The organism is Paenibacillus sp. FSL P2-0121, from assembly GCF_037975345.1.
In the GTDB taxonomy this organism is placed as follows: domain Bacteria; phylum Bacillota; class Bacilli; order Paenibacillales; family Paenibacillaceae; genus Paenibacillus_AQ; species Paenibacillus_AQ odorifer.
Window position 1 is genome coordinate 2,739,878 of sequence record NZ_CP150245.1, and the last position, 25,104, is coordinate 2,764,981.

A 25,104-nucleotide genomic window follows, 5' to 3' on the forward strand; every position below is an offset into this window, starting at 1 on the left:
AGAATTTAGGGGGAACTATGAAATTTAGAACATGGATAATCATTGTGCAGTTATTTATGATTGCTGTGCTTGTAGGCGTATTGGCGGCCGATCTAGGTGAGACAGGCTCAGATGAGTCTAAACATGATGATATTTTAATACATTTTGATCAAAAAGATTTAAACAGGATGAAAGAAACCGTTCAAAGGTTTAGTGAAGGTAAAGGAGATAACCTGATGTTGATTGAGCCAACCACGGATAGTGGACGGTTAATTCATGATTTCTATTCTAATGGTAAAGAGCTTCATTGGGTAAAGGATGATACAAGAGATGCATGGAGTAGTAGTCCTGGGAAGATCGAATATGTATGCCAAGCGATTGAACTAATAGAGACAGGTGAGCAGTTTAATGTCGAGTTATCTCAATGTAATGTTCAGCCAGACGTTGAGAAAATAAACGTGGTCAGCTTTTTAAAAGAAAGATTATAAACCCATTTACGGAGAGGATGGATGATCAATATGCCGATGTCTGAGTACTATCAAGGGATTCGTGGGAAAGTGGGCTCAGAATTATTAATGATGCCTTCCGTAGCTGCAGTAGTAAGAAATAAAGAGGATGAGATTCTGTTCATCCGCAAACCAGGAGAATCTTTGTGGGGATTGCCTGCGGGAGCGATTGAGCCAGGGGAGCGTCCCGGAAGAACCTTACGCAGAGAGGTATATGAAGAGACAGGGTTGATGGTTCATCCTACGTCGATTTTAGGTGTTTTTGGTGGAGCGAAATATAGATACGAATATAGTAATGGCGATCAGGTAGAATATACGGTTATTGTATTTGAGTGCTCTATTATCAGAGGAACGCTTAGAGCTATAGATGGGGAGATCGAAGAATTTAAATTTTTCAAAGAGAACGAGCTGCCAGAGATTGCAATTCTTTATCCTAGAGAGATTTTTATAAAAGACCGAGAGAAGACTGCAACGATATTTGAGTGACTGAGAGGAGTGCCTCATGAAGACATACATTTATATGGTTAGACATGCAGTGTCACCTTTTGTATTAGGGAATGAGCGGGAACGGGGATTATCCGAAAAAGGACACGCAGACGCTTATAGAATCAAAGAGCTTTTGACGGAGGAGGAAATTACATATTTTGTATCCAGCCCATATAGACGAGCCGTAGAGACAATTAAATATTTGGCAGAAGCTTCGAACCAAGAGATTGAACTGTATGAAGAACTCAGAGAACGAGCAATCGGAAGTGTCGAGATTGAAATCAGTGAAGATGATTTTCTGCGGGGCATTCGGACATCGTTCAGCGACAAGCAATATAAAATGCCGGATGGAGAGAGTACCCAGGGAGCACAAGAGCGTGCAATTCCTGTCATCAAGCAATTAATTCAACAGCATAAAGGCGGCAAAATCGCATTAGGTACGCATGGGAATATCATGACCATTATCCTGAACTACTTCGATAAGAAGTATGGATATGAGTTCTTTGAACAGACGTCCAAGCCGGATATTTATAAGCTGGAATTTGAAGAATTGGAGCTTACCCATGTGGAGCGGCTGTGGGACTCCGAAGTGCTGAACAGATGAAATATTTTATAAAGCTGAATGCACTAAGCGTACTTTATGCCTTTATGTTGTTTGTTGTAATAGAGCTGCCATTGAATATTTATCGAATCAGCAGAATTTCCGGCTTGGAGCTGGGAAAAGTAGATACCTTGCTGTTTATCTTCAAGCTTGTTTTATTTTTATTATCTTCTATAGTATTTATTTGGCTTACAAAAAAATATTTGAGCGGAAAAAAATCCATGTATTTCACTACGATCCTATGGTTTCCCTATTTGATTCTATTCATTAGTTTATTCGCAACCTGGTTCCCAATCACAGAACCTGCAGATAAACCTGCACCGGTAACAGGACTGATCATAATAGGAGCCATGATTATTTATCCGTTTTATATCGCAATGATTAGTATTATCGCAAGCATCAATTTTAAGTCAGAAGCTGGATAGAGGTTGGAAATGAGGATCAATGATTTGAAAGAAAGACTTTTTTATACTTGTATCTGCCTCGTTGTTATTGTATTGGGGTTAAGCTCTAGAGTATTCACGGATCAGCTGCCTTTGTTTGTATCTAGACATTTCGGAGATGCGCTTTGGGGCAGCATGGTTTATTTTATGTTTCGGGTCCTACTGGTAAATCAAAAGCTAAGGCTCGCCTTTGTATGGAGTTTGGTGTTTAGCTTCGGTATAGAATTTAGCCAGCTGTATCAAGCGGAATGGATCAACAGCATCCGTTCTACAGTATTGGGTGGTCTAATTCTCGGAAAAGGATTCCTGTGGATCGACCTTGTTAGATATTTAGTGGGCATTGCCCTTTGTTATGGATTGGATCAATACTTTCACCAAAAGGTGCACCGAAATAATAAATAGTGTTTATTGGAGAGGAACCTTTAAATGGTAAATAGTTTGATTGTGGTATGCTTGCTTACGATGATTATTCACACGGCAGAAACCTTATCGTATTCGGTACGATACGCCGGAGTGAAGCTGAACAAGATAGCCATTGCGTTATCTCTCACAGGCATTATTGTTCTCGTCTCAAGAACTGCAAATATGATCCAAGCTCCACTGACGGCTAAATTCGTAGATTATGCCAAAATACATTCAGATTTTCCACTTCTTAATTACTTGAGAATTATATTATTGGCTTCTTCATTAGGGACTTTAATTGCCATTGCTGTGTTCCCTACCTTTGTAGGCTTGTTTGGGAGAATCATCTCTAAGCTTGAAATCGAAGGTTCTATCCCAAAACTGCTTACCAGTGTGACGATCGGGCAACTTAAGAACACAAGAAAATACATAAGAAAACCAAAAGTGAACTTATATAACTTCAGATACCTGGGGATTCCTAAACGTTTTATTGTGATGAATGTTTTTGTTACAGCCTTTTACACCGTAGGTGTCATATCATCTTTGTACGCTGCTCATCTAATGCCTCAATATAGCACGACTGCTTCTCAAGCTTCCGGACTGATTAACGGTATGGCGACTATTCTGCTGACCATATTTATCGACCCACAGCTTGGTCTTATTACCCATAAGGCTACTGAAAATGTAGAATACCGTGATCAGCTAGGAAAAATATATGTGGTATTGATGGGTTCACGATTTGTAGGCACTATATTTGCTCAGCTCCTAATTGTGCCTGCAGCCCAATTAATTAGTATGTTAGTGAAGCTGATTTGAGCCGGTGGGGGCGAATCATAATCATTAGGGAAGTTTAGATTCTGCTGCTCGTAGTGCTAGCGAAATCTTCTGTTCCCAGCTGTAAATATTCTGCTGCATGGAATGAATTCGTTTCATTTGCTCATAGGATGATTTCAATTCTGTAGCGGCTCTAACTGCATCTCCTTGCTTAACAGCTGCTTTATATTGTTTGTCAGCTTCCGCGCGTACTTTCTGCGTGGCAGTGAGATTCTTACTTTCGGCAGTTATTTGTTTCTTTAAAGCAGTGATGGGTGCCAACGCATCTTTGACGGGTTTAAGCTTAGCAGCGGTTTGCTTGCGAGCGGCTGCCAAAGCGGTTGTCTTTGTCTTAATTTCGGCTCGGGCGAGGGTTACAGCAGCCTTTAGTTTATTACGCTTCAGGTCCAGCAATGTGACTGTTTTCAAGTCTTTAGCTTTCTTGGCTGCGGTAGACTGTTTACTGAGTGTGCTGTATTGTTCCAGAAGGGGGGCATGTTTCTTCTGAACTGAGCTAGCTTCTGAAGATAAGCGGCTTAACAGTGCTTGATCTGTTGACTGTATGACGGTACGAATAGATTTCAGAGCGTCATTATTCTGTTTGCGTAACTTCTGAATTTTTGAGTTATCTGTCTTGAGGGTGGCTTGAAGCGCGGTATAATTACCATGAAGACTGTTAATGTCATCCAGCGCGGAATCCCAGCCAGTAGCAGCAGACACAAGTGTGAGGTTACAGGTTAAGAAAGCTGCTACCAGCACTAATTGAGCCACCCATTTTAAATCCCTAATTCTGAAAATGTTCGTTCTACATCTGACGGTGTTTTTTGGCTTAAACATTCCTCTCAGCTCCTTAATGAATTAGTTAATATACGCAAAAAAGCACCTCCAAGATAGGCATTGACGCCTGTCTTGCGAGGTGCTTCTCCCGCACAGAAATATAAAAGATGCTCTTACTATAACTTGAAATTAATGGATAGTCAATGAACAATAGAACATTTGTTTGCTTGTTTTTATAATTGTGAAATACAAAGGGGAGTAAATATGAGTTCACATCTAGAGTATGGGCACGATCGAGTGGCTCTGATTACCGGAACCTCCAGTGGATTTGGACTGCTGACAGCGCTCAAATTAGCTGGACAGGGGTTTAAGGTGATAGCAACCATGCGTGATTTAAGCCGTAAAGGCGAGCTGGTGCAGCAGGCAGAGCAGGCAGGAATTTTAAAGCAGCTTCATTTAATGACCATGGATGTAACTGACAGCGATTCTATAGAGACAGCAATATCTTCAGTACACGAAACATTTGGAAGAATTGATGTTCTAGTCAATAATGCAGGTTTTGCCATTGGCGGTTTCATAGAAGAAATATCTATGGAGGAATGGCGGCGGCAAATGGAGACGAACTTTTTTGGATTAGTGGCTGTGACAACAGCTGTGCTGCCCATTATGCGAGAACAGCAGAGTGGCACGATTATTAATGTGGGAAGTGTAAGTGGATTATCCGGATTTCCAGGTTATGCGCCTTATGCAGCTTCTAAATTTGCTGTTGAAGGCTTCAGCGAAAGCCTGCGTCATGAAATGTCCCCTTATGGAATAAGGGTGGTATTAATTGAACCGGGCTCCTTCCGAACACCGATATGGGGAAAAGGCATGGAGCAAATTCGACGTAAGGAGGATTCTCCGTATAAAGCGCGTCTTGACGCTGTGCTACGATATTCCAAACATACTGCTGAGACAGCGCCTGACCCTAGTCAAGTAGCTAATCTTATCGGTCGTATTACCGAAATGAAGGCACCACGGCTACGTTATCCTATCGGCAAAGGTACGCGAATCTTAATCTTAGGCAAAACGCTGCTTCCATGGAAGTGGCTGGAGAGAATTATTGCGAAAGAATTGAGGTGATAGGATGGAGTCATCCATAAATTTAACAATCATTAAACTAATAGGTTATGTGTCCAGTTTGATGACCGTTTTTTTATGGCTAATTTTTATATTCATCAATCCTTATGCTGAGATTACGAATCGCTCCACTCTTGTGATTAGTATAATTATGTTGTTATTACCGGCGGGGTTATTAGCAATAGGTGTCTTTTTAAACAGAAGTCGGCTAATGCTGCTTGCATTTATCTGGAGTTTTCCCTACAGTTTATATATGTTATTAACACCGGGAATCTTTAGGTTGTTCGGGATTACGAGCCTAATGTATTTACTTTGTTTTGTGTTATTTAGAATGAACAAGATTAGATATTGAACAAGGATAGAGGTGTGCCGATGCTAGAATCGTCCGGAATCCATATCTGCTTCAACGCAGATGGCCGTGAAATAGAAATCCTCGATGTTACTCCATTTGGCAAAGATAAATTTCGAATTGAAGAGACACCGATTTTTAATCCGGCTGTTACAATGGGAGATATTATACAGGTGAAGGAAGAAAATGGAGTCTATTATTACCAAGAGACTGTTCAAAAATCTCCTTTCAAAAGATACGCTTGGCTGCTTAGTAAAGAAGCTGTTGATTCAACGGCCATTGCAGCTTTTAAACATAGAATTATAGAGAATGAAGGCAAATGTGAGTTGATCTTTGGCGGTTTGTTCGTCATTCATATTCCTAAGAATACTTCAATTGATGTTGATGGGGAAATGAATCGAATTATTGAGCGGTTCGAGATTTAAATACTAAGAAAAAAATGCTGCGTCATGAAATGCAAGGAAACTTGCACATGATGACCGCAGCATGGAGAATAGAAGAAACGCTTTTTATTTTATTTCTTCCATAAATGTCTTAAAATTTTCGGCGATTTCTTTTGATTTGGTATGGTGCAGATAATGTCCTGCATCAAGTTTTACCAATTTTCCTTGTACGGAATTTTTGACTTGCTCTTCATGCAATGATATCCAATCTTTTAAGAGAGTATCATCCCCTTGAACAAAGAGCAAAAGGGGGAGATCCTTTGGAAAAGTTGAATTTAGAGCCCCTTTATAATTAGAAGACATATGTTCCACTTCATTTAAGTTAGTGTAATTATAAGTGTTTCTAAGCGTAAGCAATCTCAATTGTTCTTTAGTTTCATCATCAAACGGCAATTCAGCATAGGGATTTCCACTTGATTTAAATAACAATCTGCCCAAGCCTGATTCTCTAAGTAGTTTTAATTTTCCTGTTGGTATTTTAACACCTATTCTGTCTTCCGTTGCAATACTATTATCAATCCCGACAAATGCACTCACTTCGTTTGGATATTTGTTCACATAATTCAAACTGTACATACCGGAAATAGAGTGTGCCATTAGAATATAACGGTCAATATTAAGCTGCTTTACAGCTTCATGAATTTCACTCACAATGTTTTCTGTGGTTCGCTCTTTTTCAGTTCTATCACTTAATCCATAACCGAAAGGCTCAATCACGACAACTTTGTAAAATGGAGATAGTTCATCTATTAACAGCTTAAAATCAAGTCCCGGTGCCACCGTTCCATAACCAGGTAAGAGCACGACTGTCTCTTCACCCTTTCCTTGAATCAAAACGTTCATATTTTTACCATCGACGCTTACAGACTGACCATAGGGTTTTATTTTAGCTTGGTCCGATTTATTGAGGAAAATATTAGCGACAAAAACAGTCACTAGAAAAAGTACTATTGCAGTAGCTAAAGCCCCTAAGGAAATAAGTATAATTTTCAGCGGTTTATTCATCCTTTTTTTAATAACCTCTTCTTCTGGTTTCAATCGCATCTTCTCCTGTTCTAATCGCTTTATTCTAGCTATCTTAATGAGTTGCTAAAGAAAGCTTACCCGATGAAGATGAACTATACATGACGACAATATGAACTGAATATGAACCAGCTAAAAAAAGTTTGACTCTATAAAATGAATGTGAGGTGAGCAATAATGTTGAAATTTATGAAGCAATGGTTGCCGAGTATTGTGATCGCAGTGGTTATTTCTTTGTTTGTTAGAACCTATGTTGCTGAAGCCATGAGAGTTCCAACGGGCTCTATGATCCCAACGATTCAAATCAATGATCGCTTAATTGTTGAGAAAATGTTATGGATGACCACACTGGAGCATGGAGATATTGTTGTATTTACGCCACCTGTAGCTGGTGATGAGAATAAAAGATATGTAAAAAGGCTAATGGGGCTGCCTGGAGATACCTTGGAAATTAAAGACGGCGCACTTTACCGAAATGGAGCGAAGGTTAACGAACCTTACCTCAATGAACAGATGGATTACACTTTTGGACCGGTTACGGTACCCGCCGATCATTATTTTTTTCTCGGAGATAACCGGAATATAAGCTATGATGCTCATTTGTGGGATACTCCATTTGTGTCGAAGGATAAGTTGATTGGGAAAGTAATCGCTGAATTTAGCAATCCCTTTTAGGTAGTGTGTAAGACGGATAAATGTAAGGCTTAATCTCTAAAAATAGATTTAGGGGTGCTGAAGTCGCGGGGGTCTTTTGAACTAACCGAGTGGTTTAATGAGTCTTTAACCATATTGTTACTTTGGAAGAATTTAGCTATCCTTAAGGTAAAATATACCTACATATAGTAAGGGGTGCTGAATTTTGAAAGCTCATGTCACAGATCTCAAACATGGCGATTGTCTAATCACAGATACATTCAATAGTGTTGGCCTACACGTGCTTCCGAAGGGGACAGTGGTCTACGGAGAAGAAATCACCATCCTGATGAGGCATCAAATTGATTATGTCGATATTGAACCACGCATGATGGTGCTGGATAATGAAGAAATGAATGTGGCACAAGGGATAGATGGTAATTTTGATCAAGCCATCCAAAACTATGAATCTATATTTCTGGAAGCACTCAGCAAGGGTAGCTTTACGCAGTCGGATGTTGATAATACGCTGCAGCCATTGCTGGAAAAATTGGATGAACAAAAGGATGTCGTTTCTTTATTATTGCTGCTGGAACGTGATGATATCAGTACATACAATCATTCATTGCAGGTCGGACTGTTATCGTTTTACATAGCGACTTGGTTAGGTCATACAAAAGCCGAAAGATTTGAGATTAGTAGAGCCGGTTATTTGCACGATATCGGAAAAAGCCAGATTGCTCCACATATCTTAAATAAGACGGATAACTTAACTCCCGAAGAATCAGAAGAACTAAAACGTCATACTACGTATGGATACGATATTATCCTTAAATCGATGAATGACGAAAAGACCGCACTAGTGGCGCTTCAGCATCATGAATTCGAGGATGGTACAGGTTATCCTAACAATCTCCGTAAACAGGACTTGCATCCGTATACGCAGATTGTTGCTGTCGCAAATACTTATGTAGGCATGACCTTAGGAAGAGCGAATCAACCAAAACAAGGCCTGATTAACGTTCTGCGCAAGGTACATGAGCTTGGATTTGGCAAGCTGAATGGAAATGCGGTACAAGCTCTGATCGGACATTTATTGCCGAATTTTGTGGGTAAGAGCGTTCAGCTTAGCAATGGTGAGCAAGGTACGATTATTATGAATAATCCGTTGGATATTTTCAAACCTCTGGTAAAAATAAATGAGACTACGTTTAGAGACTTATCTAAAGAGCGTAATTTGACTGTTGAAGAAGTATTTATTTAACGAATATTTTTGTGGCGATAAATAGGAGGCTATCTCCCTGATCCGTAAAATCAGGGGATAGCTTTTTTGTGTTATAATCGAAATTGGGTTAAAAACCCTTCAATATGGAATAGGAGAGTGCTTATCGTGATTATCAAATTCATTCGTTTACGTTAATTTGAGGTGCAATTCAATGATGACATCATCCATTTTTTTGAAAATGTATTGAGTCTTATTTAACTGTGCATTCATTGATAAAATTCGAATGAAATGAGGAATGAACAATGAGCGAAAAAATAGTAAAAGTAAACGGAATTGATATATGTTCGGAAAGTTTTGGAAATCCTAGCAATCCTGCGATATTGCTGATTATGGGTGCCACCTGTTCTATGGTTTATTGGGATGAAGAGTTCTGTCAGCGATTAGCAGATACCGGACGTTACGTTATTCGTTATGATAACCGGGATGTCGGACGTTCCGTTGTTTATGAGCCTGGGAGTTCCAATTATACCGTGATGGACATGGCAAATGATGCTGCTGGGTTACTAGACGCCTATAATATAGAACAGGCAAATATCGTTGGAATGTCCTTAGGCGGAATGATTGCGCAAGTCCTTGCTACACGTCATCCGCAAAAAGTTCTAACCTTAACCTTGATCGCATCAAGTTTTTTCGAATCTGACGATAATGATCGGAACTTGCCTCCTATGGATGAGCGGATCCTCGCATTCCATGCAAATGGAGCAACACTGGATTGGTCTAATGAGGAAGAGGTAGCCAATTATTTGGTTTCAGGTTCCGGCATACTCTGTGGTTCAAAACATAAATTCGATGAGAAAAGAGCGTATAAACAAGTAAGGCTGGAAATAAAACGTGCCAACAACTTGCTTAGCATGTTTAATCATTCTCTTCTTACAGGGGATGACGGCTACGAGGGCAAGGCAAAAAATATCATGGTTCCTACCTTGGTTATCCACGGCACAGAAGACACGGTGCTTCCTATAGAGCATGGTTTGGCGCTTGCGGCGGAAATTCCTAATGCGTCGCTTCTAACCCTGGAAGGAACGGGCCACGAAGTCCACCCGGATGATTGGGAAACAATAATCAAAGCCATTTCGAATCATACTTTAGGCGGTAAAGCTTAACAGGGCTTAAAGAGTAAAATAAAGAAGGGCTACAATTCGGTCTTGCCGATTGTAGTCCTATTTTTTCTAGGATTACTTCGTCCCTAGGAATTAAATCGCTTCACTAATTTTTCTTTATGTGCAGTAAAAGCTTCTTCTAAAGTGATGCCATATAAGTCAGCTAACAATGCGATATTTCCGAGAACATCCCCGATTTCCTCAATCAAGTCGTTTTTCAGTTGCTCTGGAGTACGAGTCGATTCATCCGGTCGATCTCTGCCGATTTCATAGGAGCGTACAGCTCGAGCGACTTCACCTGTCTCTTCCATTAAGAATCCGACTCTTATAAAAGGACCATAAGTAGTCCAGCCTCGTTCTCCATAAAAATGATTAATCCATTTCTGCACATCGTTAATTTCCATATTATGTAGCACTCCTTAATCTTTCACATGATTTATACTCCAACATATAGTATATTAGATAGCGGACATTATCAATATATAGTTTGGAGATGAGATTTTGAAATCAATATGTGTTTTCGCAGGATCGAATTTAGGGGTGCATGAGGATTATAAAGCTAAAGCTGTTGAACTTGGTAACTACATGGCTATGCATAATTATCGTTTAATTTACGGTGGTTCAAAAATCGGATTAATGGGTGAGGTCGCTAATGCTGTTTTGAATGGTGGAGGCGAGGTAATCGGGGTAATGCCTAGAGGATTATTTAATGGGGAAATGGTACATAGAGAGTTAACGCAGTTGATAGAGGTAGAGGATATGCATGGCCGTAAAGCAAAAATGGGAGAGCTGGCAGATGGCTTTATTGCTTTGCCTGGAGGGTTTGGAACGTATGAGGAGCTCTTTGAGGTTTTGTGCTGGTCACAAATTGGCATACACAAGAAGCCGGTAGGGGTTCTAAATATCAGGAATTATTTTGATCCTCTGATGAATCTGATACATAACAGTATCCAAGAAGGCTTCTCTAATTCTTCGCATCTAAGTCTGCTAAACGTATCCAACGAGCCGTTGGAACTCTTAACTCTATTGAAGGAGTATGTTCCGCAAACGCTTGAGCAAAAGTGGAAACAGCTCAACTGAATAATGAACTATTAGTTTAATGATCGGGTACTCGGGTACACTGTGATCTGGACGTAAACCAACCGAAATCAGGCATTAGTTTCTCCATGACCTTTACCGCTGAGCGTTCGGACTCAGAAGGCGTTATTTGCACTTAGGTTACTTTGGGTTCTCGCGCGATTTGAACTATCCCCCATGCTTGTGAACACACTTTTCCGATGGATCGGACTCAGCTGACCTTATTTCTCCATTTCGAACGTTTTAGGCGAGCTATCGGACTATATTGCAGCTATATACTCATAACCACACCGATTCAGCACTGTTACATGGTGATAAGAGCTATACGGTCCGATACTTCTGTAAAAATGACCAAAAAGCTCAAATAGCTGCAATACGGTCCGTAACATATTGAGGGGCTTTGGCTAGTTTGGTTATTTGGGTTACTTTAGTTGCTTGGGCATCATGGATTTGGTTCTTAGGTTTATCTCCGTTTGAGCAGGGTTTCGGACTCCAGTGACGTTATTTCTTATGAAGAGGTTCATATTTTGTGTTATTTTGCCAATAGCGATTATGGAGTCCGATAGCATCCCGATTATGGGATTATACTGTGTATAAGGTCAACTGGGTCCTATAGCGACTTCGAAAGTGGATTCGCGGCGCAAAAGGTACGTAATCAAACGAAGTGTGAGGTTTGGATTATGGCTACATTACCGCTGAATTTGAAATTCACTAGTGGATTGGCTATGATAAATATAGAGAAACGCTACAAGAGGAGAAATGAGATAATGACCCCCGAGAATCAAATCGAACAATTTAAGAAGCTTAAGCACGATATCACTCGTTTCATGTTAATTTATAAATTTGCATTGGATGAGATGGAAACGAAGATTGAGATCCTAAAACAGGAGTTTCAGTCTCTGCATGATTACAGCCCAATTGAACATACCAAATCGCGTATTAAGTCTCCAGAAAGTATCATGAACAAGATGCTGCGCAAAAATGGTGAATTATCGCTGGATTCAGTGAAAAATTGTATTAAAGACATCGCTGGTCTGCGGATCACCTGTTCTTTTATCTCTGATATCTATCATGTTAGTGAGATGCTTCAGAAGCAGGATGATCTAACGGTCCTTGAGGTAAAGGATTATATTAAGAACCCTAAACCTAACGGATATCAGAGTCTTCACTTGCTGATTCAAGTCCCTGTTTTTATGTCCGATCGCCAGGAGCTTGTCTGTGTAGAAGTTCAAATTCGTACCATTGCTATGGATTTCTGGGCAAGCCTCGAACATAAAATCTTTTATAAATATAATAAATCAGTACCTGAGAGTATGACTCGTGAACTGAAAAATGCGGCGGATGCCGCTCATGCCCTTGATCTGCAAATGGAGCGTCTGCACCGGGATATAAAGGAAATTAAAGACGATGATGAAGATGATCTTAGCTCCTTCGAGGAAGAGCTTCGCCGTATAGTGGTTCATAATAAGCAGTTCACACTTCCAGCTAACTTTATTAAATTGCTTGACGACAAATAAGCTGTTTTGTCCGCCTAGAGTTATCCGTTTCCTTTCGGGTGACTCTAGGTTTTTTTCTTGTATACATCATTGCCATAGATAACTAGAATAGAGTATTCTCAACTAGAAGAGAATGGTTACTTTAGCTTCATCATTTTTACATAAAAGGAGAATGAAGATGAGCGAGCGTACACTTCGCACCATTACTGTGAATCAAATCGGATATCCGCTGGATGGACAAAAGATCGCAGTATTTACAGGTACTGAGCATGATTTTCAGGTAGTTGATGTTGATAGTGGGACTATTGTGTTCAAAGGTAGTTCAGATGCTGGAAGATTTGATAAAGCCAGTGGAGTAACTTTGCACACAGGTGATTTCTCGGAAGTCAATACTGAGGGAAGATATCGGATTGAGCAGAGCGAGGGTGTAGCTTCGGCATCCTTTACAATCTCAGATCAGCCTTATCATGAGCTTCAACAGGGCTTGCTGAAAGCTTTCTATTATTATCGCTGTGGCGTTGAGTTGACTGAAGAATATGCTGGAGATTGGAAGCACAAGGCGTGCCATACTGCAAAAGGGATTGTATATGGGCAACCGGATCTTCAACTAGACTGTTCGGGTGGCTGGCATGATGCAGGTGATTATGGAAAATATAGCGGTCCCGGTGCGAAAGCTATCGCGGATATGCTGCTTGCCTATGAATTATATCCCTCGGCTTTTGTAAGCGCTATCCCATTGCCTGAAAGTGATGGATCTACGCCAGATGTGCTGCTGGAATGCAGGGTGGAGCTCGATTGGTTGTTTAAAATGCAAGACTCCGCAACAGGTGGTGTATACCATAAATTGACTACGTTAAGCTTTCCTGGTCTGGATGTTATGCCTGAGGACGATACAGCAGACCTGTACTTCTCACCAATATCTGCTACTGCAACTGGGGATTTTGCTGGTGTTATGGCTATGGCTGCAAGAGTGTACGAGCCTTTTGATGCTGCTTATGCGGGGAAATGTCTGGATGCTGCGGGGGCAGCATGGGAATGGCTTGTACAGCATCCAGATGTACCCGGTTTTACGAATCCGCCTGAGATTAGCACTGGAGAATACGGGGATGGAGTCGATAAGGACGAGCGGTATTGGGCAGCGGCGGAGCTGTATCGTACGACAGGGAAAGAGGAATATCATCAAGCTGTTCTGCAGCTAGTGCAGCTGGCTTTTCCAAAATACAGTTTAGGCTGGGGTGATATGGGGGGCTATGGCACTATTGCTTATCTGTTAAATGGTGAGGAGCAGGCAGACCGTGCTTTATATGCCTCGTTAAAAGAAGGGCTTGTTGCTGAGGCACAACGATTAGCGGAACAGAGTCGTGAGGAGGGCTATAGGATCTCCTTAAAAGAGGAGGACTATATCTGGGGCAGCAATATGCTAGTAATGAACAATGCAATGCTGCTGCTGGCGGCTGAATATTTTAGTGGAGACTCCGGTTTTGCGGACTGTGCCTTAGATCATCTACATTATCTGATGGGGCGTAACGTTCTGGATATCAGCTATGTTACCGGGTTTGGGGATCATGCCGTGATGAATCCGCATCATCGCCCTTCTGTAGGTGACCATGTGGCTGATCCGGTGCCGGGATTGGTGTCAGGGGGGCCAGATCGTGGGCTGCATGATGAATATGTAGTTGAGCATTTACAAGGAAAACCAGCTGCGCAGTGCTTTGTCGATCATGAGCTTAGCTATTCTACGAATGAAGTGACGATCTATTGGAATTCACCTGCGGTGTTTGTTGTGGCCCGTTTTAATCAATAAAAAGCAATAGTTCGAATAGGGAAAGACGTCCTGAAACTGGATGTCTTTCTCTTTTTTATAGCTGAAATGCTATAATACTAGACGGTATGCTATTTTAGCGGATGGTATTAGGAGGTAGGGGATTGAGTAGTATTTTTGAGATTCAGAGACTTGCAAAACTTAATTGGAAAAGTAACGACCAAACTTCGAAATATCTTTTCTCGGAGATCTCCGCAGACATAGCTGAATCGGACCGCATCGCATTGATTGGTGCCTCTGGCCAAGGGAAAAGTACACTCCTTAGAATCCTAGCTCTCTTGGATGCTCCGAATGAGGGAGATATGTTGGTAAATGGGACTTCATATAAAAGTATGGATGCGAGATTATGGAGGATGAAAATAGGGTTTGTAGCACAACAAGCGGTCATGCTGTCTGGCAGTGTGGAGGATAATTTAAGAACTGTCAGCAGACTGCATGACAAACCTTATGATCTTAAACTAGTGCAGCGACTAATTGGGCAATTGGGGCTGGAGCATTTGGATTTAAGCAAAAAAGCGGCAGATTGTTCGGGTGGTGAAAAGCAGCGGATTTCTTTAATTCGATCCTTGCTGCTCCGACCTACGGTATTATTGCTCGATGAAATCACCGCTTCGCTCGATGTTAACAGCACTCAAATGGTTGAGAAGCTACTAGAGGATTGGCATAAGGAAGAAGGCACTTCGATGATTTGGGTCACTCATGATCTTAAGCAGGCGAGCAGAATAAGCACAACTACATGGTTTATGGGAAAAGGCAGGTTGGAACAGCATGTGAGCGAGTCTTTTTTTGCTGAATCTGCGGAAGAATTGGCTAAAAGGTTCGTTCGGCCTTCGGAAGGAGCGTCGTTGTTATGAGTTATACAGCACTAAGTTTCACGCTTCTGTTTGTATTAGGGACAATGTTGGTCTCCGTGTGGCAAAAGCTCGGACTGGAAAAAGATATCATTGTAGGCACAGTGCGGTCGGCCATTCAATTGCTTGCGGTGGGGTATGTGCTGCAATTTATTTTTAAATCGGATCAGGTCATTTATGTAATTGTGATAATACTCTTTATGATCAGTGTAGCCGCATGGAATGCAGCCAAAAGAGGCAAAGGCTTGCGCGGATTAGTCTGGAGAATTGGACTGGCGATTGCTACTATGGAACTGCTCATGATGGGCATTCTGCTCAGCTTACATATCATTGAGGCTACGCCACAATATATCATTCCGATTAGCGGCATGACCATTGGCAGTGCTATGGTGGTTTCAGGGTTGTTCATTAACCATATCAAGCATGAAATTCAGCAGAGCAAAGGGGAGATTGAAACGTTGTTGTCTCTTGGCGCAACGGTCCCACAGGCGATCCAGGAAGTTAGAAAAAGATCTGTAAAATTCAGTATGATTCCTACCATCGACGGTATGAAGACGGTTGGGCTTGTTCAACTCCCTGGAATGATGACCGGAATGATCATCGCAGGCGCTGATCCTGTAGTAGCTGTTCGTTATCAGATATTAATTGTGTTCTCGTTCACTGCCTCTGCTGCCATAACGAGTATGCTGCTCAGTGTACTGAGCTACCGACTCTTTTTCACGCCGGATCTAAGGCTCAAGCAAATAGTGGAGCAAGGCTAAGCCTATTTCTCACAAGCGATTCCGTCTTTGTCACGGTCGCTTTTTTTATTGGCATTATAGAGTTCTTTCGATACGTAGGGTTTGTATTTCGTTTTGCCGCCTTTGTTCTTGGTTGAGCTGGAAATGGCTACTCCACCTTTGTAATCTTTGTTTAGCTCCGTGCAGTTTTTGTAGGTTTTGGCCTTGGATTCTGCGCTAGCTGTATTCAAGGTAGCGACGGATAGAGTGAGTAGCAGGCCTGCTGCTAGACAAATGTTTAAGATTTTTTTCATGGGAACACTCCTATAAAAATCTAATGAAATTGCTGGTTGTGTAGTATCATTGTATTTTATATTACCAGTTTAATTCATTGAGGTATACATTATTGGGAAAATTGGAAACGGTGTACATATTTATGGGTGAGGTGGGGGAATAATTAGATTCAATTCACATGTAGTGAACAGGCTACGAATGAGGTGATTCTAATTAGCAAAATGAAAATGGCGACTGCCCTAATTGCGGGATTGTTGCTTCTGCCGGGAATGGCTATGGGTGCATCAGCTCCCGTTACTATGACTCACGTTAATGGAGAACTGCTATCGGCTATGCCTAAGCCAGCTCCGGAGTCTAGGCGCATTATATTACCTTCTGCAATTCAAGCATCAGAGCTATACGGGTTCGGATTACAGCATCGGAATGCCTCGATTCAATATTCGATCTTCTCCAAAGATTTCAAAAAGATTATGTATCCGCGGTTTGTTGAACTAAACTGGGTGACGGGTGTCTCCAGCCCTTGGATCACGAACTACGAGGTCACTAAAGAAACGATAATTAACAAGAACTCAGAGGTCATAGAAATGCGTTTGGATACTGCGACTTCAAGTGGACCAGCACCTTCTATACTTTTGACAATTTCACTTGTGCAAGAGAAAAATAGCTGGGTGATTACCGGAGTGACATCGGACCCCGAGCTGCCGCGTGGCGGATTGCCTAGGAAGTAGGTTAGTTATGGATAGGAAAAAGAGCAAGCGTAGTAGGGGGTTCCCATATGCTTGCTCTTTTTTTGATTCGAAAGCACATCGTTCAGTCCACGTGGTCTGTTTCTCCAAATGATCAGTGACAATGTTCGGCCCAGAGTGACAATACCAACTTAGCATCACAAATGATCAACCTACGTTGTTAAGAAACCTCGCTTCACAGATCGTTACGGACCGTTTTCAGCTATTTTTGCTGCACTGCACGATCGTTACGGACCGTATTGCAGTTATTTTGGCATTATGGTCGTCCTGGCGAGAGTTTCGGACTGTATGGCTCTTTTTCCCCTAAAATCACGCATTATAGGAGTACATTTGGGTGAATAGCTGCATCTGAGTCCGATAGCATGGCTAATTCGCCGAAATTATGAAAATAAGGGCTCCTCGGTCCGATCACCGCCAAGCTCTAGTGTATTTAGAGTGGCAATGTTCAGCTCAGAGTGACAATGCCAGCTCAAAGTAGCAAGGCTAACTCAGAGTGGTAATGTTCAGCTCAGAGTGGCAATGTTGGCTCAGAGTGACAATGCCAGCTCAGAGTGACAATCCCAACTCAGAGTGACAGTGCAGCTCAAAGTGGCAAGGCTAATTCAGCGTCACAAATCATCAGCCTAAGTTGGTGATTACTTAAGAGACAGTGCTTCAGACATCGTTACGGACCGTATTGCAGCTATTTTAGCATTATGGTCGTTCTGGCGAGAGTTTCGGACTGTATGGCTCTTATTCCCCTAAAATCACGTGTTTTAGGAGTACATTTGGGTGAATAGCTGCATCTGAGTCCGATAGCAAGGCTAAATCGCCGAAATTATGAAAATAAGAGCTCCTCGGTCCGATCACCGCCAAACTCTAGTGTATTCAGAGTGACAGTGCAGCTCAAAGTGGCAAGGCTAACTCAGCGTCACAAATCATCAGCCTACGTTGGTGATTACTTAAGAGACAGCGCTTCAGACATCGTTACGGACCGTATTGCAGCTATTTTGGCATTATGGTCGTCCTGGCGAGAGTTTCGGACTGTATGGCTCTTATTCCCCTGAAATCACGCATTATAGGAGTACTTTTGGGTGAATAGCTGCATCTGAGTCCGATAGCACGGCTAAATCGCCGGAATTATGAAAATAAGGGCTCCTCGGTCCGATCACCGCCAAGCTCTAGTGTATTTAGAGTGACAATGCCAGCTCAAAGTGGCAAGGCCAACTCAGCGTCACAAATCATCAGAGACAATGTTCAGCCCAGGGTGACAATGCCAGCTCGCGTCACAAATGATCAGCCTAAGTTGGTGATTACTTAAGAGACAGCGCTTCAGACATTGTTACGGACCGTATTGCAGCTATTTTGGCATTATGGTCGTCCTGGCGAGAGTTTCGGACTGTATGGCTCTTATTCCCCTGAAATCACGCATTATAGGAGTACATTTGGGCGATTAGCTGCATCTGAGTCCGATAGCAAGGCTAAATCGCCGAAATTATGAAAATAAGAGCTCCTCGGTCCGATCACCGCCAAACTCTAGTGTATTTAGAGTGACAATGCCAGCTCAAAGTGGCAAGGCCAACTCAGCGTCACAAATCATCAGAGACAATGTTCAGCCCAGGGTGACAATGCCAGCTCGCGTCACAAATGATCAGCCTACGTTGGTGATTACTTAAGAGACAGCGCTTCAGACATCGTTACGGACCGTATTGCAGCTATTTTGGCATTATGATCGTTCTGGCGAGAGTTTCGGACTGTATGGCTCTTATTCCCCTAAAATCACGCATTATAGGGGTACATTTGGGCGAATAGTTGCATCTGAGTCCGATAGCATGGCTAAATCGCTGAAATTATGAAAATAAGAGCTCCTCGGTCCGATCACCGCCAAGCTCTAGTGTATTTAGAGTGACAATGCCAGCTCAAAGTGGCAAGGCTATCTCAGAGTGACATAGCTCAGCTTACATCACAAAGCACAACTGGAGCCATCAGCCCAACTCGCATCGCATAGCCCAACTCACATCACACAGCTCAGCTCAATCACCAGCTCAGCGCCAAAAACCCCAGCTCAAGCCACAACAGCTACCTAGATTATCCAGCTGTTAAGCGACTAATCTCTTCCCGCCTTCACCATTAATTCTGCCAGCATTTTGGGTTCGGTTCGAACGGTGGTCATGTGATCTCCTTTGCCCTCGATGAAGCGGAAGACGCCTAAATGACTGGATTGTGTAGGGTGGAATCCGTATGGACCTTGCGGTATCGCGGTGTCCTCCGTTAGATAAAGGTAACTTTTAGGGATCTGGAGACTGTAAAATTTCTTGAGATCAAGCTTTTCGAAAAGTGGACTTGCTGGCTCAGGAGGAGCTTGTTTATAAAAAGCTTGCGCTTCCGCAAGACTGGCGGTGTTGACGAATGTATCCCGGAAAAGAGGGAAAGGGAGCGTTATGGTGTTATTGCCGGAAGTATCTCTCAGCTGTTCAAAGTACTTCAGCGAATCAGCTGGAAATTGGTCCGCCACACTTTGCCCATCCAGCGGTACGAAGGCGTCGAAGAATACCAGACGTTTGATCCGATCCGGTACTTCCTGAGAGACGGTTTGGATCACCGAACCACCAAAGCTATGTCCGAGCAGAATGATATCCTTTAAGTCTTTTTGCTTGATATAGTCGACAACAGACTGTGTGATTTGCGCATGCGTTACATTATTGTTTTTGTCCCCGCCATGTCCGGCATATTCCGGAGTATAGACGGTGTGTCCTAAGCTGCGAAGTGCGGCGGCCGTTTGATCCCAAAAACCAGCAGTAGCCCAAGACCCATGAACTAGAACGAATGTAAGAGGCGCCTGTTTCGCTGCTGTTTTGTTATTGGCGGCCTCAACTGTGGAGCTAAGATTCATAGGGTGGAAACCCATAATTGTAAAGACAGTGATACATAAAGCTAACACTATTTTTGTGCGAATCGATTTCATACTGTGCCTCCTATGTGGGGTGAGAGTGTAATACTTAGAGGATGCCCCGTTTAGAAAAGAAAGATGAATTTTTATCAGGAGTAGTGAATCTCCGCACCTAGGCATAGGCAAACGCATATCTTGTGTTTAGGGAAAGCAAAAATTTATAGCAACAGAAAGGTAGGAAAAAAAGTGACTTCATACATGGACTATACGTCCCCCAATACAGAGTTTACTTTTGATGTGAACACTAATACACTTTTTAAAAAAGATGCCAACAACTTCATTAACTTGCTGTCGGTTAAACAATTGAATACGCTCGAGAACATATCACTGCTGGATATTTTTCTTAGCAAATCAAATGTGGTTGAACCTCATTATCATCAAAATGCTGCAGAGCTTGTATATTGTATCTGCGGTTCAGCGGTAGTGTCTTTAATCAATCCGTTCACAAATGAACTTCTGCATTTTCCGATTTGTCCGGGTCAAGTGGCAAATGTGCCGCAAGGCTGGTGGCATTATGAGATAGCTACTGTCGATAATACACATTTACTCGCGATTTTTGACGCACCTATTCCTGAGGTTATCTTAGGTTCGGATATTCTTAGCAAAACCCCGGCAAATGTATTAGCCCATACTTACTGCTTAAATGAAGCTAAGGTAAAAGAAGCTTTAGCTCCAATCAAGCCTGGAACCTTCATCGGCCCTCCTGCTGACTGCTGCGAAGAAGATAAAGTAATGGGCAGCAGCAATATGGCTCCTAATATGGCCCCTAATATGGCTCCAAATATGCAAGCCAATGTTAAACCAAATATGCATCCTAATATGCAGCCAAATATGAATCCATACGCTCATATGCAGGCACAACCCATCCCGATATCTTCACAAATGCCTCCAGCTACACAAGCCTTTAATTATCAGCCATACCCGATGCAAGGGTACTATACGCAGGGTTATGATCAGCATTATCGCCAACAACCCTATGTACAGCAGCAGCCGCATTACCAATATCCGAATAACCAAGAGTAAACTAAAAAAACCTCCCGGAACTCTAGATTCCGGGAGGTTTCGTTGTTAAACCTAGGATAAACGGACAAGTACTCTTCCTCTAAGGTTTCCTTGTAGAATATCTTCCAATGCTTGCGGTAGCTCGGTTAACGTGACTTCACGATCCACGAGGTTCTCCAGCTGACTTGGCTTCAGATCGCTCGCCATCCGTTTCCAAGCCTTCTGGCGAAGGTCTGCAGGACATTCAACGGAATCTATGCCGAGAAGGTTAACACCCCGAAGAATGAACGGAAGTACTGTAGTTGGAACTGAAGTGCCTCCGGTTAAGCCACTTGCAGCTACAGAACCTCTGTAGGTGATTTTACTCAAAACTGCGGCAAGGGTGTCACCACCCACCGAATCTACTGCGCCTTGCCATAATTGTTTGTCCAAGGGTTTGCTGGCGCCGCCAATGACCTCTTCACGTGAAATCACGTCTTCGGCTCCTATACCTCTAAGGTAATCGGTAGCTTCGGCGTTACCTGTGCTTGCCACTACGCTATACCCTTTTGCGCCAAGCATGGCAATAGCAGATCCACCTACACCGCCGGTAGCGCCTGTTACAAGTACTTTGCCTTTGTCCGGGGAAACGTCATGATCTTCCAGGGCCAGTATGGATAAGGCGGCTGTCAGTCCTGCAGTACCGTAGATCATAGCTTCTTTAAGCGTCAGGCCTTCGGGAAGAGGAGTGATCCAACCTGCGGGAATACGAGCGTATTCGCTAAAGCCACCAAAGTGTGATACGCCAACACCATATCCTGTCGCAATGACTTGCTGCCCTTTATGAAACCGTTCGTCTGTGGAAGATACCACAATACCGGATAAATCTATCCCTGGAATAAAGGGATATGTTCTTAGAATTTTACCGTTTGGAATACTGGCTAAACCATCTTTATAGTTTACACTGGAGTAAGCAACCTTAATTACAACCTCTCCAGCTGGCAGATCCTCTAGGGTAACCGGTTTAACAGCTATGGAGAAGGATGATTCTGTTTTGTCGACAACTAACGCTTGAAATGATTCTGTCATAAGTGTGAGCTCCTTCAACTACGTTATAGGTAAGACATGTATATAATATTTATTCTGCCCGGTCAACTAGTGATTGTCTATGATATAGCGCAATTGTTTATTAAGGTTCCGTTAAATCACGTGATAGAGGGTGAAGCTTATGAAATGGAAAAATTTAAGGGTTACAGTCTTAGTGGGTATCACATTAGTCTCACTTGGTTTTAATGGATATTCTTTTTATAACAAGCCACCAAAAGAGACTAACCCAACTACCAAGGAGCTAGTTCAAACTATAGGTGAGATTTCAATCCAATCTAACTCTGAGAGCGGAGTGCAGGGTGAGAGTGTGGAGGAACTGAAAAAAATTATTTATAAGTTACCGCAAGTGGAGAAAAAATTAGCTTTTATAAAGGGCGTTATCACAGAAGGGAATACGGTTTATCTGGATCTGGATGAGGTGGAATGGTTCGGTGGAGAGGCGGCAGAAATTGCAGCTAAAGAAGATGGTGTACTAGAACCCGAATCATTGCCTAATGGATTCTATATCCGAAACGCAAGCGAAGAAATTAAGCGGGTTAAGCTGGAGCCTGATGTAACTATAGCTGAACTAAACGGGGCGAGACATCAGCAAGTGGACTATACGAGTTTTATTAGCGAAGAGCTAATGGATAGATTATTCCATCTGACATTTGTAGAAGGTAAGGTTGTTTTGCTAGAAGAGCAGTACAGACCTTAGTGAAGGAGAACAACTAGAAAGGGTTAGTGGAGAAAAGGAATCGGCAGGATGCTCTACAGCATGCAGAAAAGGTAATGAAGAGTAGAAGAGCTTACGGTTGTTTATGCTTACATACACTTAAGATTATGATGAATTTTATTTTTATGGGAAAAATGGCTCTGTGCCCGTAGCTGTCATACCTGATGTATTTGGGTCGGGTGCGGATGGGAATACTGTAAGAAGAAAAATTTTTCGTTGATCTAGTTAATAGGCGGAAGATATGTTTAAATGGGAAAGTATAGTATTTTTTAAATAATAGGATTGAAGAAAGAGAGGCTAATTCATGTCGATTGCGACTACAATGATTATCAGGCTCGAAATTCGGAAATCGGTTGCATCTTTTGGCGATGTTGCTTCAGGAATTGCCGCAGCTGGCGGAGATATTGTTGCTATTGACGTGATACGTGCAGGGAAGGATGTCACTACCCGAGATATAACAGTGAATGTGCAAGACGCAGCTAATGGAGATATTATCTCAATATTATCGAAGATGCCGGGAATTAAAATAATCAACGTGTCGGATCGGACCTTTCTGGCTCATCTTGGCGGAAAAATTGAAATCACACCTAAAATGCCGATTAAAAATCGGGAGGATTTATCCTTAGTGTATACGCCGGGGGTAGCCCGAGTATGTACGGCGATTGCTGAAGATCCCAGAAAAGCTTATTCTCTGACGATGAAAAGAAATACAGTTGCAGTCGTTTCGGACGGCACTGCTGTGCTTGGACTAGGGGATATCGGCCCGGAAGCAGCTATGCCTGTCATGGAAGGTAAGGCGATGCTGTTTAAGCAATTGGCGAACATTGATGCTTTTCCGCTGTGCTTAAATACCAAAGATCCGGATGAAATTATCAATATCGTAAAAGCAGTTTCTCCTGGCTTTGGAGGGATAAACTTAGAGGATATAAGTTCGCCACGCTGCTTTGAAATCGAACGCCGGCTTGCGGAAGAGCTGGACATTCCGGTATTTCATGATGATCAGCATGGAACATCCGTGGTGGCTTTTGCAGGACTTTTGAATGCGCTTAAAGTTGTAAATAAATCTATTGAAAATGCACGGATTGTTGTTGTGGGTATTGGGGCGGCTGGGGTGTCCATATGTAATCTGCTGCTGGCAGCGGGCGCGCGTTATATTTATGCGGTTGATCGTGAAGGCGTTCTCAGAAAAGATCTCCAGTATGATAATCCGGAATGGCAGAAGCTTGCTGCCGCAACCAATCCTGAGGGAATTGAGGGTGGAATAACGGAGGTTATACGAGGGGCAGATGTCTTTATTGGGGTGTCCCGTGGGGGGATTCTAACCGTGGATCATCTCAAAAGCATGGCCAGTGATAACATCGTTTTTGCGATGGCTAATCCTACACCGGAGATTGAACCGGATTTGGCAGAACCTTTTGTTCGTGTCCTAGCGACAGGCAGAAGTGATTATCCGAACCAGATCAACAATGTGTTATGTTTTCCGGGTATTTTCCGTGGCGCACTTGATTGCCGGGCTAGAACTGTGAATCTCGAAATGAAGCTGGCTGCGGCAAAAGCCATTGCATCGGTCGTTCATCCGGATGAACTCAATGAGCAATATATCATCCCAAGTATTTTTAACGAAAAAGTAGTTGAACAGGTCCGCCTGGCAGTAATCCAAGCAGCTATATCCACGGATGCAGCACGCCGGATTCCTAAAGACGTAGCAGCTATAACGGAATAAGATCTATACGATAAATGGACTGCTTTGCTTCATTAGAGAGCAGTCTATTTGTTTTTATATTTGGAGGAAAATTGCCCGAATTGCAACTTTAAATCCACTTAAAGGTGGGGGAATGTATGAGAAGAATTCATATTATGGGAGCCTCAGGCGTAGGAACGAGTACATTAGGTTACGCATTAGCTAAAGTGTTGCCACATGTACAGTTAGACAGTGACGACTATTTTTGGGAGCATAAATTCACTAAGCAGCGTGAGGTCAATGCGCGATTAGCGAAACTTACAAGCGATTTGACCCATAAGGAGCCTTGGATTTTAAGCGGTGCGGTATGTGGCTGGGGAGATGGCCTTCGACCATTATTCGATTTGGTTATTTTTCTAGGACTTCCACCGGAAATTCGTTTAGATAGATTAAGAGCCAGAGAGTACGAGAGATATGGTGATCATATTTTGCCTGGAGGAAGTAAATACGAAGCATATCAGACCTTTATGGAGTGGGCGGCATTATATGATGTTGCTGGAGTTGAAGTCAGGAGCAAAGTGCTGCATGAGGAATGGATGTCCACACTGGAATGTCCTATTTTACGAATAGAGGAAGATTTATCGGTTGGAGAGCGCGTTGAGATCGTGCTGAGATATTTACAAATGGATATAAGCGATACATAGATTTAAAAGGGGCTCTGAATGTC

Annotated in this window: 27 protein-coding genes; 21 read left to right on the forward strand and 6 right to left on the reverse strand. The window is 42.5% G+C overall.

The window, feature by feature from the left end:
• Positions 1-17 precede the first annotated feature (17 nt).
• The 6 genes from MKY54_RS11910 to MKY54_RS11935 are packed head-to-tail and all read left to right on the forward strand — an operon-like array spanning position 18 to position 3,233.
• Entirely contained in the window at positions 18-467 is a 450-nt protein-coding gene (locus MKY54_RS11910) for a hypothetical protein (RefSeq protein WP_339190574.1), read from the forward strand.
• Positions 468-497: 30 nt separating this feature from the next.
• Positions 498-971: an NUDIX domain-containing protein gene (locus MKY54_RS11915; RefSeq protein WP_076130372.1), complete on the forward strand. Its 474-nt coding sequence runs from the start codon at positions 498-500 to the stop codon at positions 969-971.
• A 16-nt stretch (positions 972-987) separates the two neighbouring features.
• On the forward strand, positions 988-1,575 hold the full coding sequence (locus tag MKY54_RS11920; protein WP_076193848.1) for a histidine phosphatase family protein: 588 nt from the start codon (positions 988-990) through the stop codon (positions 1,573-1,575).
• Positions 1,572-1,997 carry a hypothetical protein gene (locus tag MKY54_RS11925; protein WP_076130341.1) on the forward strand — a complete coding sequence of 142 codons (426 nt, stop codon included), beginning with the start codon at positions 1,572-1,574 and terminating at the stop codon, positions 1,995-1,997. Before MKY54_RS11920 ends, MKY54_RS11925 begins: the two co-directional genes overlap by 4 nt.
• A 24-nt stretch (positions 1,998-2,021) precedes the next feature.
• Positions 2,022-2,417, forward strand: a complete 396-nt coding sequence (locus MKY54_RS11930) for a DUF2809 domain-containing protein (protein WP_248548018.1) — start codon at positions 2,022-2,024, stop codon at positions 2,415-2,417.
• A gap of 24 nt (positions 2,418-2,441) precedes the next feature.
• Complete coding sequence (locus MKY54_RS11935) at positions 2,442-3,233, forward strand: lipid II flippase Amj family protein (RefSeq protein WP_036689792.1); 792 nt, start codon at positions 2,442-2,444, stop codon at positions 3,231-3,233.
• 24 nt (positions 3,234-3,257) lie between these two features.
• Here the strand turns inward: MKY54_RS11935 and MKY54_RS11940 are convergent, their stop codons facing one another.
• Positions 3,258-4,067 (reverse strand): hypothetical protein, encoded by an 810-nt coding sequence (locus MKY54_RS11940; RefSeq protein WP_143762462.1) that lies wholly within the window; start codon positions 4,065-4,067, stop codon positions 3,258-3,260.
• 204 nt (positions 4,068-4,271) lie between these two features.
• Here MKY54_RS11940 and MKY54_RS11945 point away from each other — a divergent pair, with 204 nt between their 5' ends.
• Both MKY54_RS11945 and MKY54_RS11950 read left to right on the forward strand, forming a co-directional pair.
• On the forward strand, positions 4,272-5,129 hold the full coding sequence (locus tag MKY54_RS11945; protein WP_076130339.1) for an SDR family oxidoreductase: 858 nt from the start codon (positions 4,272-4,274) through the stop codon (positions 5,127-5,129).
• 369 nt (positions 5,130-5,498) lie between these two features.
• A complete protein-coding gene (locus tag MKY54_RS11950; RefSeq protein ID WP_076130337.1) occupies positions 5,499-5,900 on the forward strand; it encodes a DUF4265 domain-containing protein in 402 nt (133 codons plus the stop codon).
• A gap of 84 nt (positions 5,901-5,984) precedes the next feature.
• On the opposite strand, the gene MKY54_RS11955 is transcribed toward MKY54_RS11950, so the two are convergent.
• Positions 5,985-6,962, reverse strand: coding sequence for an alpha/beta hydrolase (locus tag MKY54_RS11955; RefSeq protein WP_076187003.1), 978 nt, complete (start codon positions 6,960-6,962; stop codon positions 5,985-5,987).
• 156 nt (positions 6,963-7,118) lie between these two features.
• Between MKY54_RS11955 and lepB the strand changes: the two genes are divergently transcribed.
• The 3 genes from lepB to MKY54_RS11970 all read left to right on the forward strand — a co-directional run bounded on the left by lepB (position 7,119) and on the right by MKY54_RS11970 (position 9,962).
• Positions 7,119-7,616 carry a signal peptidase I gene (lepB, locus tag MKY54_RS11960; protein ID WP_076130335.1) on the forward strand — a complete coding sequence of 166 codons (498 nt, stop codon included), beginning with the start codon at positions 7,119-7,121 and terminating at the stop codon, positions 7,614-7,616.
• A 184-nt stretch (positions 7,617-7,800) separates the two neighbouring features.
• Positions 7,801-8,838, forward strand: coding sequence for an HD domain-containing phosphohydrolase (locus tag MKY54_RS11965; RefSeq protein WP_076130334.1), 1,038 nt, complete (start codon positions 7,801-7,803; stop codon positions 8,836-8,838).
• 263 nt (positions 8,839-9,101) lie between these two features.
• Positions 9,102-9,962: an alpha/beta hydrolase gene (locus MKY54_RS11970; protein ID WP_076193857.1), complete on the forward strand. Its 861-nt coding sequence runs from the start codon at positions 9,102-9,104 to the stop codon at positions 9,960-9,962.
• Between the two features lie 83 nt (positions 9,963-10,045).
• Here the strand turns inward: MKY54_RS11970 and MKY54_RS11975 are convergent, their stop codons facing one another.
• Positions 10,046-10,363 carry a MazG-like family protein gene (locus MKY54_RS11975; RefSeq protein WP_076130332.1) on the reverse strand — a complete coding sequence of 106 codons (318 nt, stop codon included), beginning with the start codon at positions 10,361-10,363 and terminating at the stop codon, positions 10,046-10,048.
• 97 nt (positions 10,364-10,460) lie between these two features.
• On the opposite strand from MKY54_RS11975, the gene MKY54_RS11980 reads away from it, so the two are divergent.
• From MKY54_RS11980 to fetB, 5 genes are all read left to right on the forward strand, one after another.
• Positions 10,461-11,039, forward strand: coding sequence for a TIGR00730 family Rossman fold protein (locus tag MKY54_RS11980; RefSeq protein WP_076193859.1), 579 nt, complete (start codon positions 10,461-10,463; stop codon positions 11,037-11,039).
• Positions 11,040-11,803: 764 nt separating this feature from the next.
• A complete protein-coding gene (locus MKY54_RS11985) occupies positions 11,804-12,553 on the forward strand; it encodes a GTP pyrophosphokinase family protein (RefSeq protein WP_076130330.1) in 750 nt (249 codons plus the stop codon).
• 157 nt (positions 12,554-12,710) lie between these two features.
• A complete protein-coding gene (locus MKY54_RS11990; protein ID WP_339190580.1) occupies positions 12,711-14,336 on the forward strand; it encodes a glycoside hydrolase family 9 protein in 1,626 nt (541 codons plus the stop codon).
• A 122-nt stretch (positions 14,337-14,458) separates the two neighbouring features.
• Complete coding sequence (locus MKY54_RS11995) at positions 14,459-15,208, forward strand: ATP-binding cassette domain-containing protein (RefSeq protein ID WP_179088807.1); 750 nt, start codon at positions 14,459-14,461, stop codon at positions 15,206-15,208.
• Positions 15,205-15,966 carry an iron export ABC transporter permease subunit FetB gene (fetB, locus tag MKY54_RS12000; protein ID WP_076280315.1) on the forward strand — a complete coding sequence of 254 codons (762 nt, stop codon included), beginning with the start codon at positions 15,205-15,207 and terminating at the stop codon, positions 15,964-15,966. The genes MKY54_RS11995 and fetB overlap by 4 nt, the downstream gene beginning before the upstream one ends.
• Before the next feature lie 2 nt (positions 15,967-15,968).
• Here fetB and MKY54_RS12005 read toward each other — a convergent pair whose 3' ends face one another.
• The gene (locus tag MKY54_RS12005) at positions 15,969-16,238 is read right to left on the reverse strand and encodes an excalibur calcium-binding domain-containing protein (protein ID WP_076130327.1); all 270 of its coding nucleotides are present in this window, start codon (positions 16,236-16,238) and stop codon (positions 15,969-15,971) included.
• 207 nt (positions 16,239-16,445) lie between these two features.
• Between MKY54_RS12005 and MKY54_RS12010 the strand changes: the two genes are divergently transcribed.
• Positions 16,446-16,946: a hypothetical protein gene (locus MKY54_RS12010; RefSeq protein WP_139331043.1), complete on the forward strand. Its 501-nt coding sequence runs from the start codon at positions 16,446-16,448 to the stop codon at positions 16,944-16,946.
• 2,104 nt (positions 16,947-19,050) lie between these two features.
• On the opposite strand, the gene MKY54_RS12015 is transcribed toward MKY54_RS12010, so the two are convergent.
• Positions 19,051-19,908, reverse strand: a complete 858-nt coding sequence (locus MKY54_RS12015; RefSeq protein WP_076187335.1) for an alpha/beta hydrolase — start codon at positions 19,906-19,908, stop codon at positions 19,051-19,053.
• 171 nt (positions 19,909-20,079) lie between these two features.
• Between MKY54_RS12015 and MKY54_RS12020 the strand changes: the two genes are divergently transcribed.
• The gene (locus tag MKY54_RS12020) at positions 20,080-20,916 is read left to right on the forward strand and encodes a cupin domain-containing protein (protein WP_081383448.1); all 837 of its coding nucleotides are present in this window, start codon (positions 20,080-20,082) and stop codon (positions 20,914-20,916) included.
• Positions 20,917-20,967: 51 nt separating this feature from the next.
• Here the strand turns inward: MKY54_RS12020 and MKY54_RS12025 are convergent, their stop codons facing one another.
• A complete protein-coding gene (locus tag MKY54_RS12025; RefSeq protein WP_339190583.1) occupies positions 20,968-21,963 on the reverse strand; it encodes an acryloyl-CoA reductase in 996 nt (331 codons plus the stop codon).
• Positions 21,964-22,102: 139 nt separating this feature from the next.
• Between MKY54_RS12025 and MKY54_RS12030 the strand changes: the two genes are divergently transcribed.
• From MKY54_RS12030 to MKY54_RS12040, 3 genes are all read left to right on the forward strand, one after another.
• Positions 22,103-22,678 (forward strand): hypothetical protein, encoded by a 576-nt coding sequence (locus MKY54_RS12030; protein ID WP_076303027.1) that lies wholly within the window; start codon positions 22,103-22,105, stop codon positions 22,676-22,678.
• Positions 22,679-23,000: 322 nt separating this feature from the next.
• Positions 23,001-24,419 carry an NAD-dependent malic enzyme gene (locus MKY54_RS12035; RefSeq protein WP_076130640.1) on the forward strand — a complete coding sequence of 473 codons (1,419 nt, stop codon included), beginning with the start codon at positions 23,001-23,003 and terminating at the stop codon, positions 24,417-24,419.
• Between the two features lie 116 nt (positions 24,420-24,535).
• Positions 24,536-25,081: an AAA family ATPase gene (locus tag MKY54_RS12040; protein WP_076303026.1), complete on the forward strand. Its 546-nt coding sequence runs from the start codon at positions 24,536-24,538 to the stop codon at positions 25,079-25,081.
• Positions 25,082-25,104: the final 23 nt, after the last annotated feature.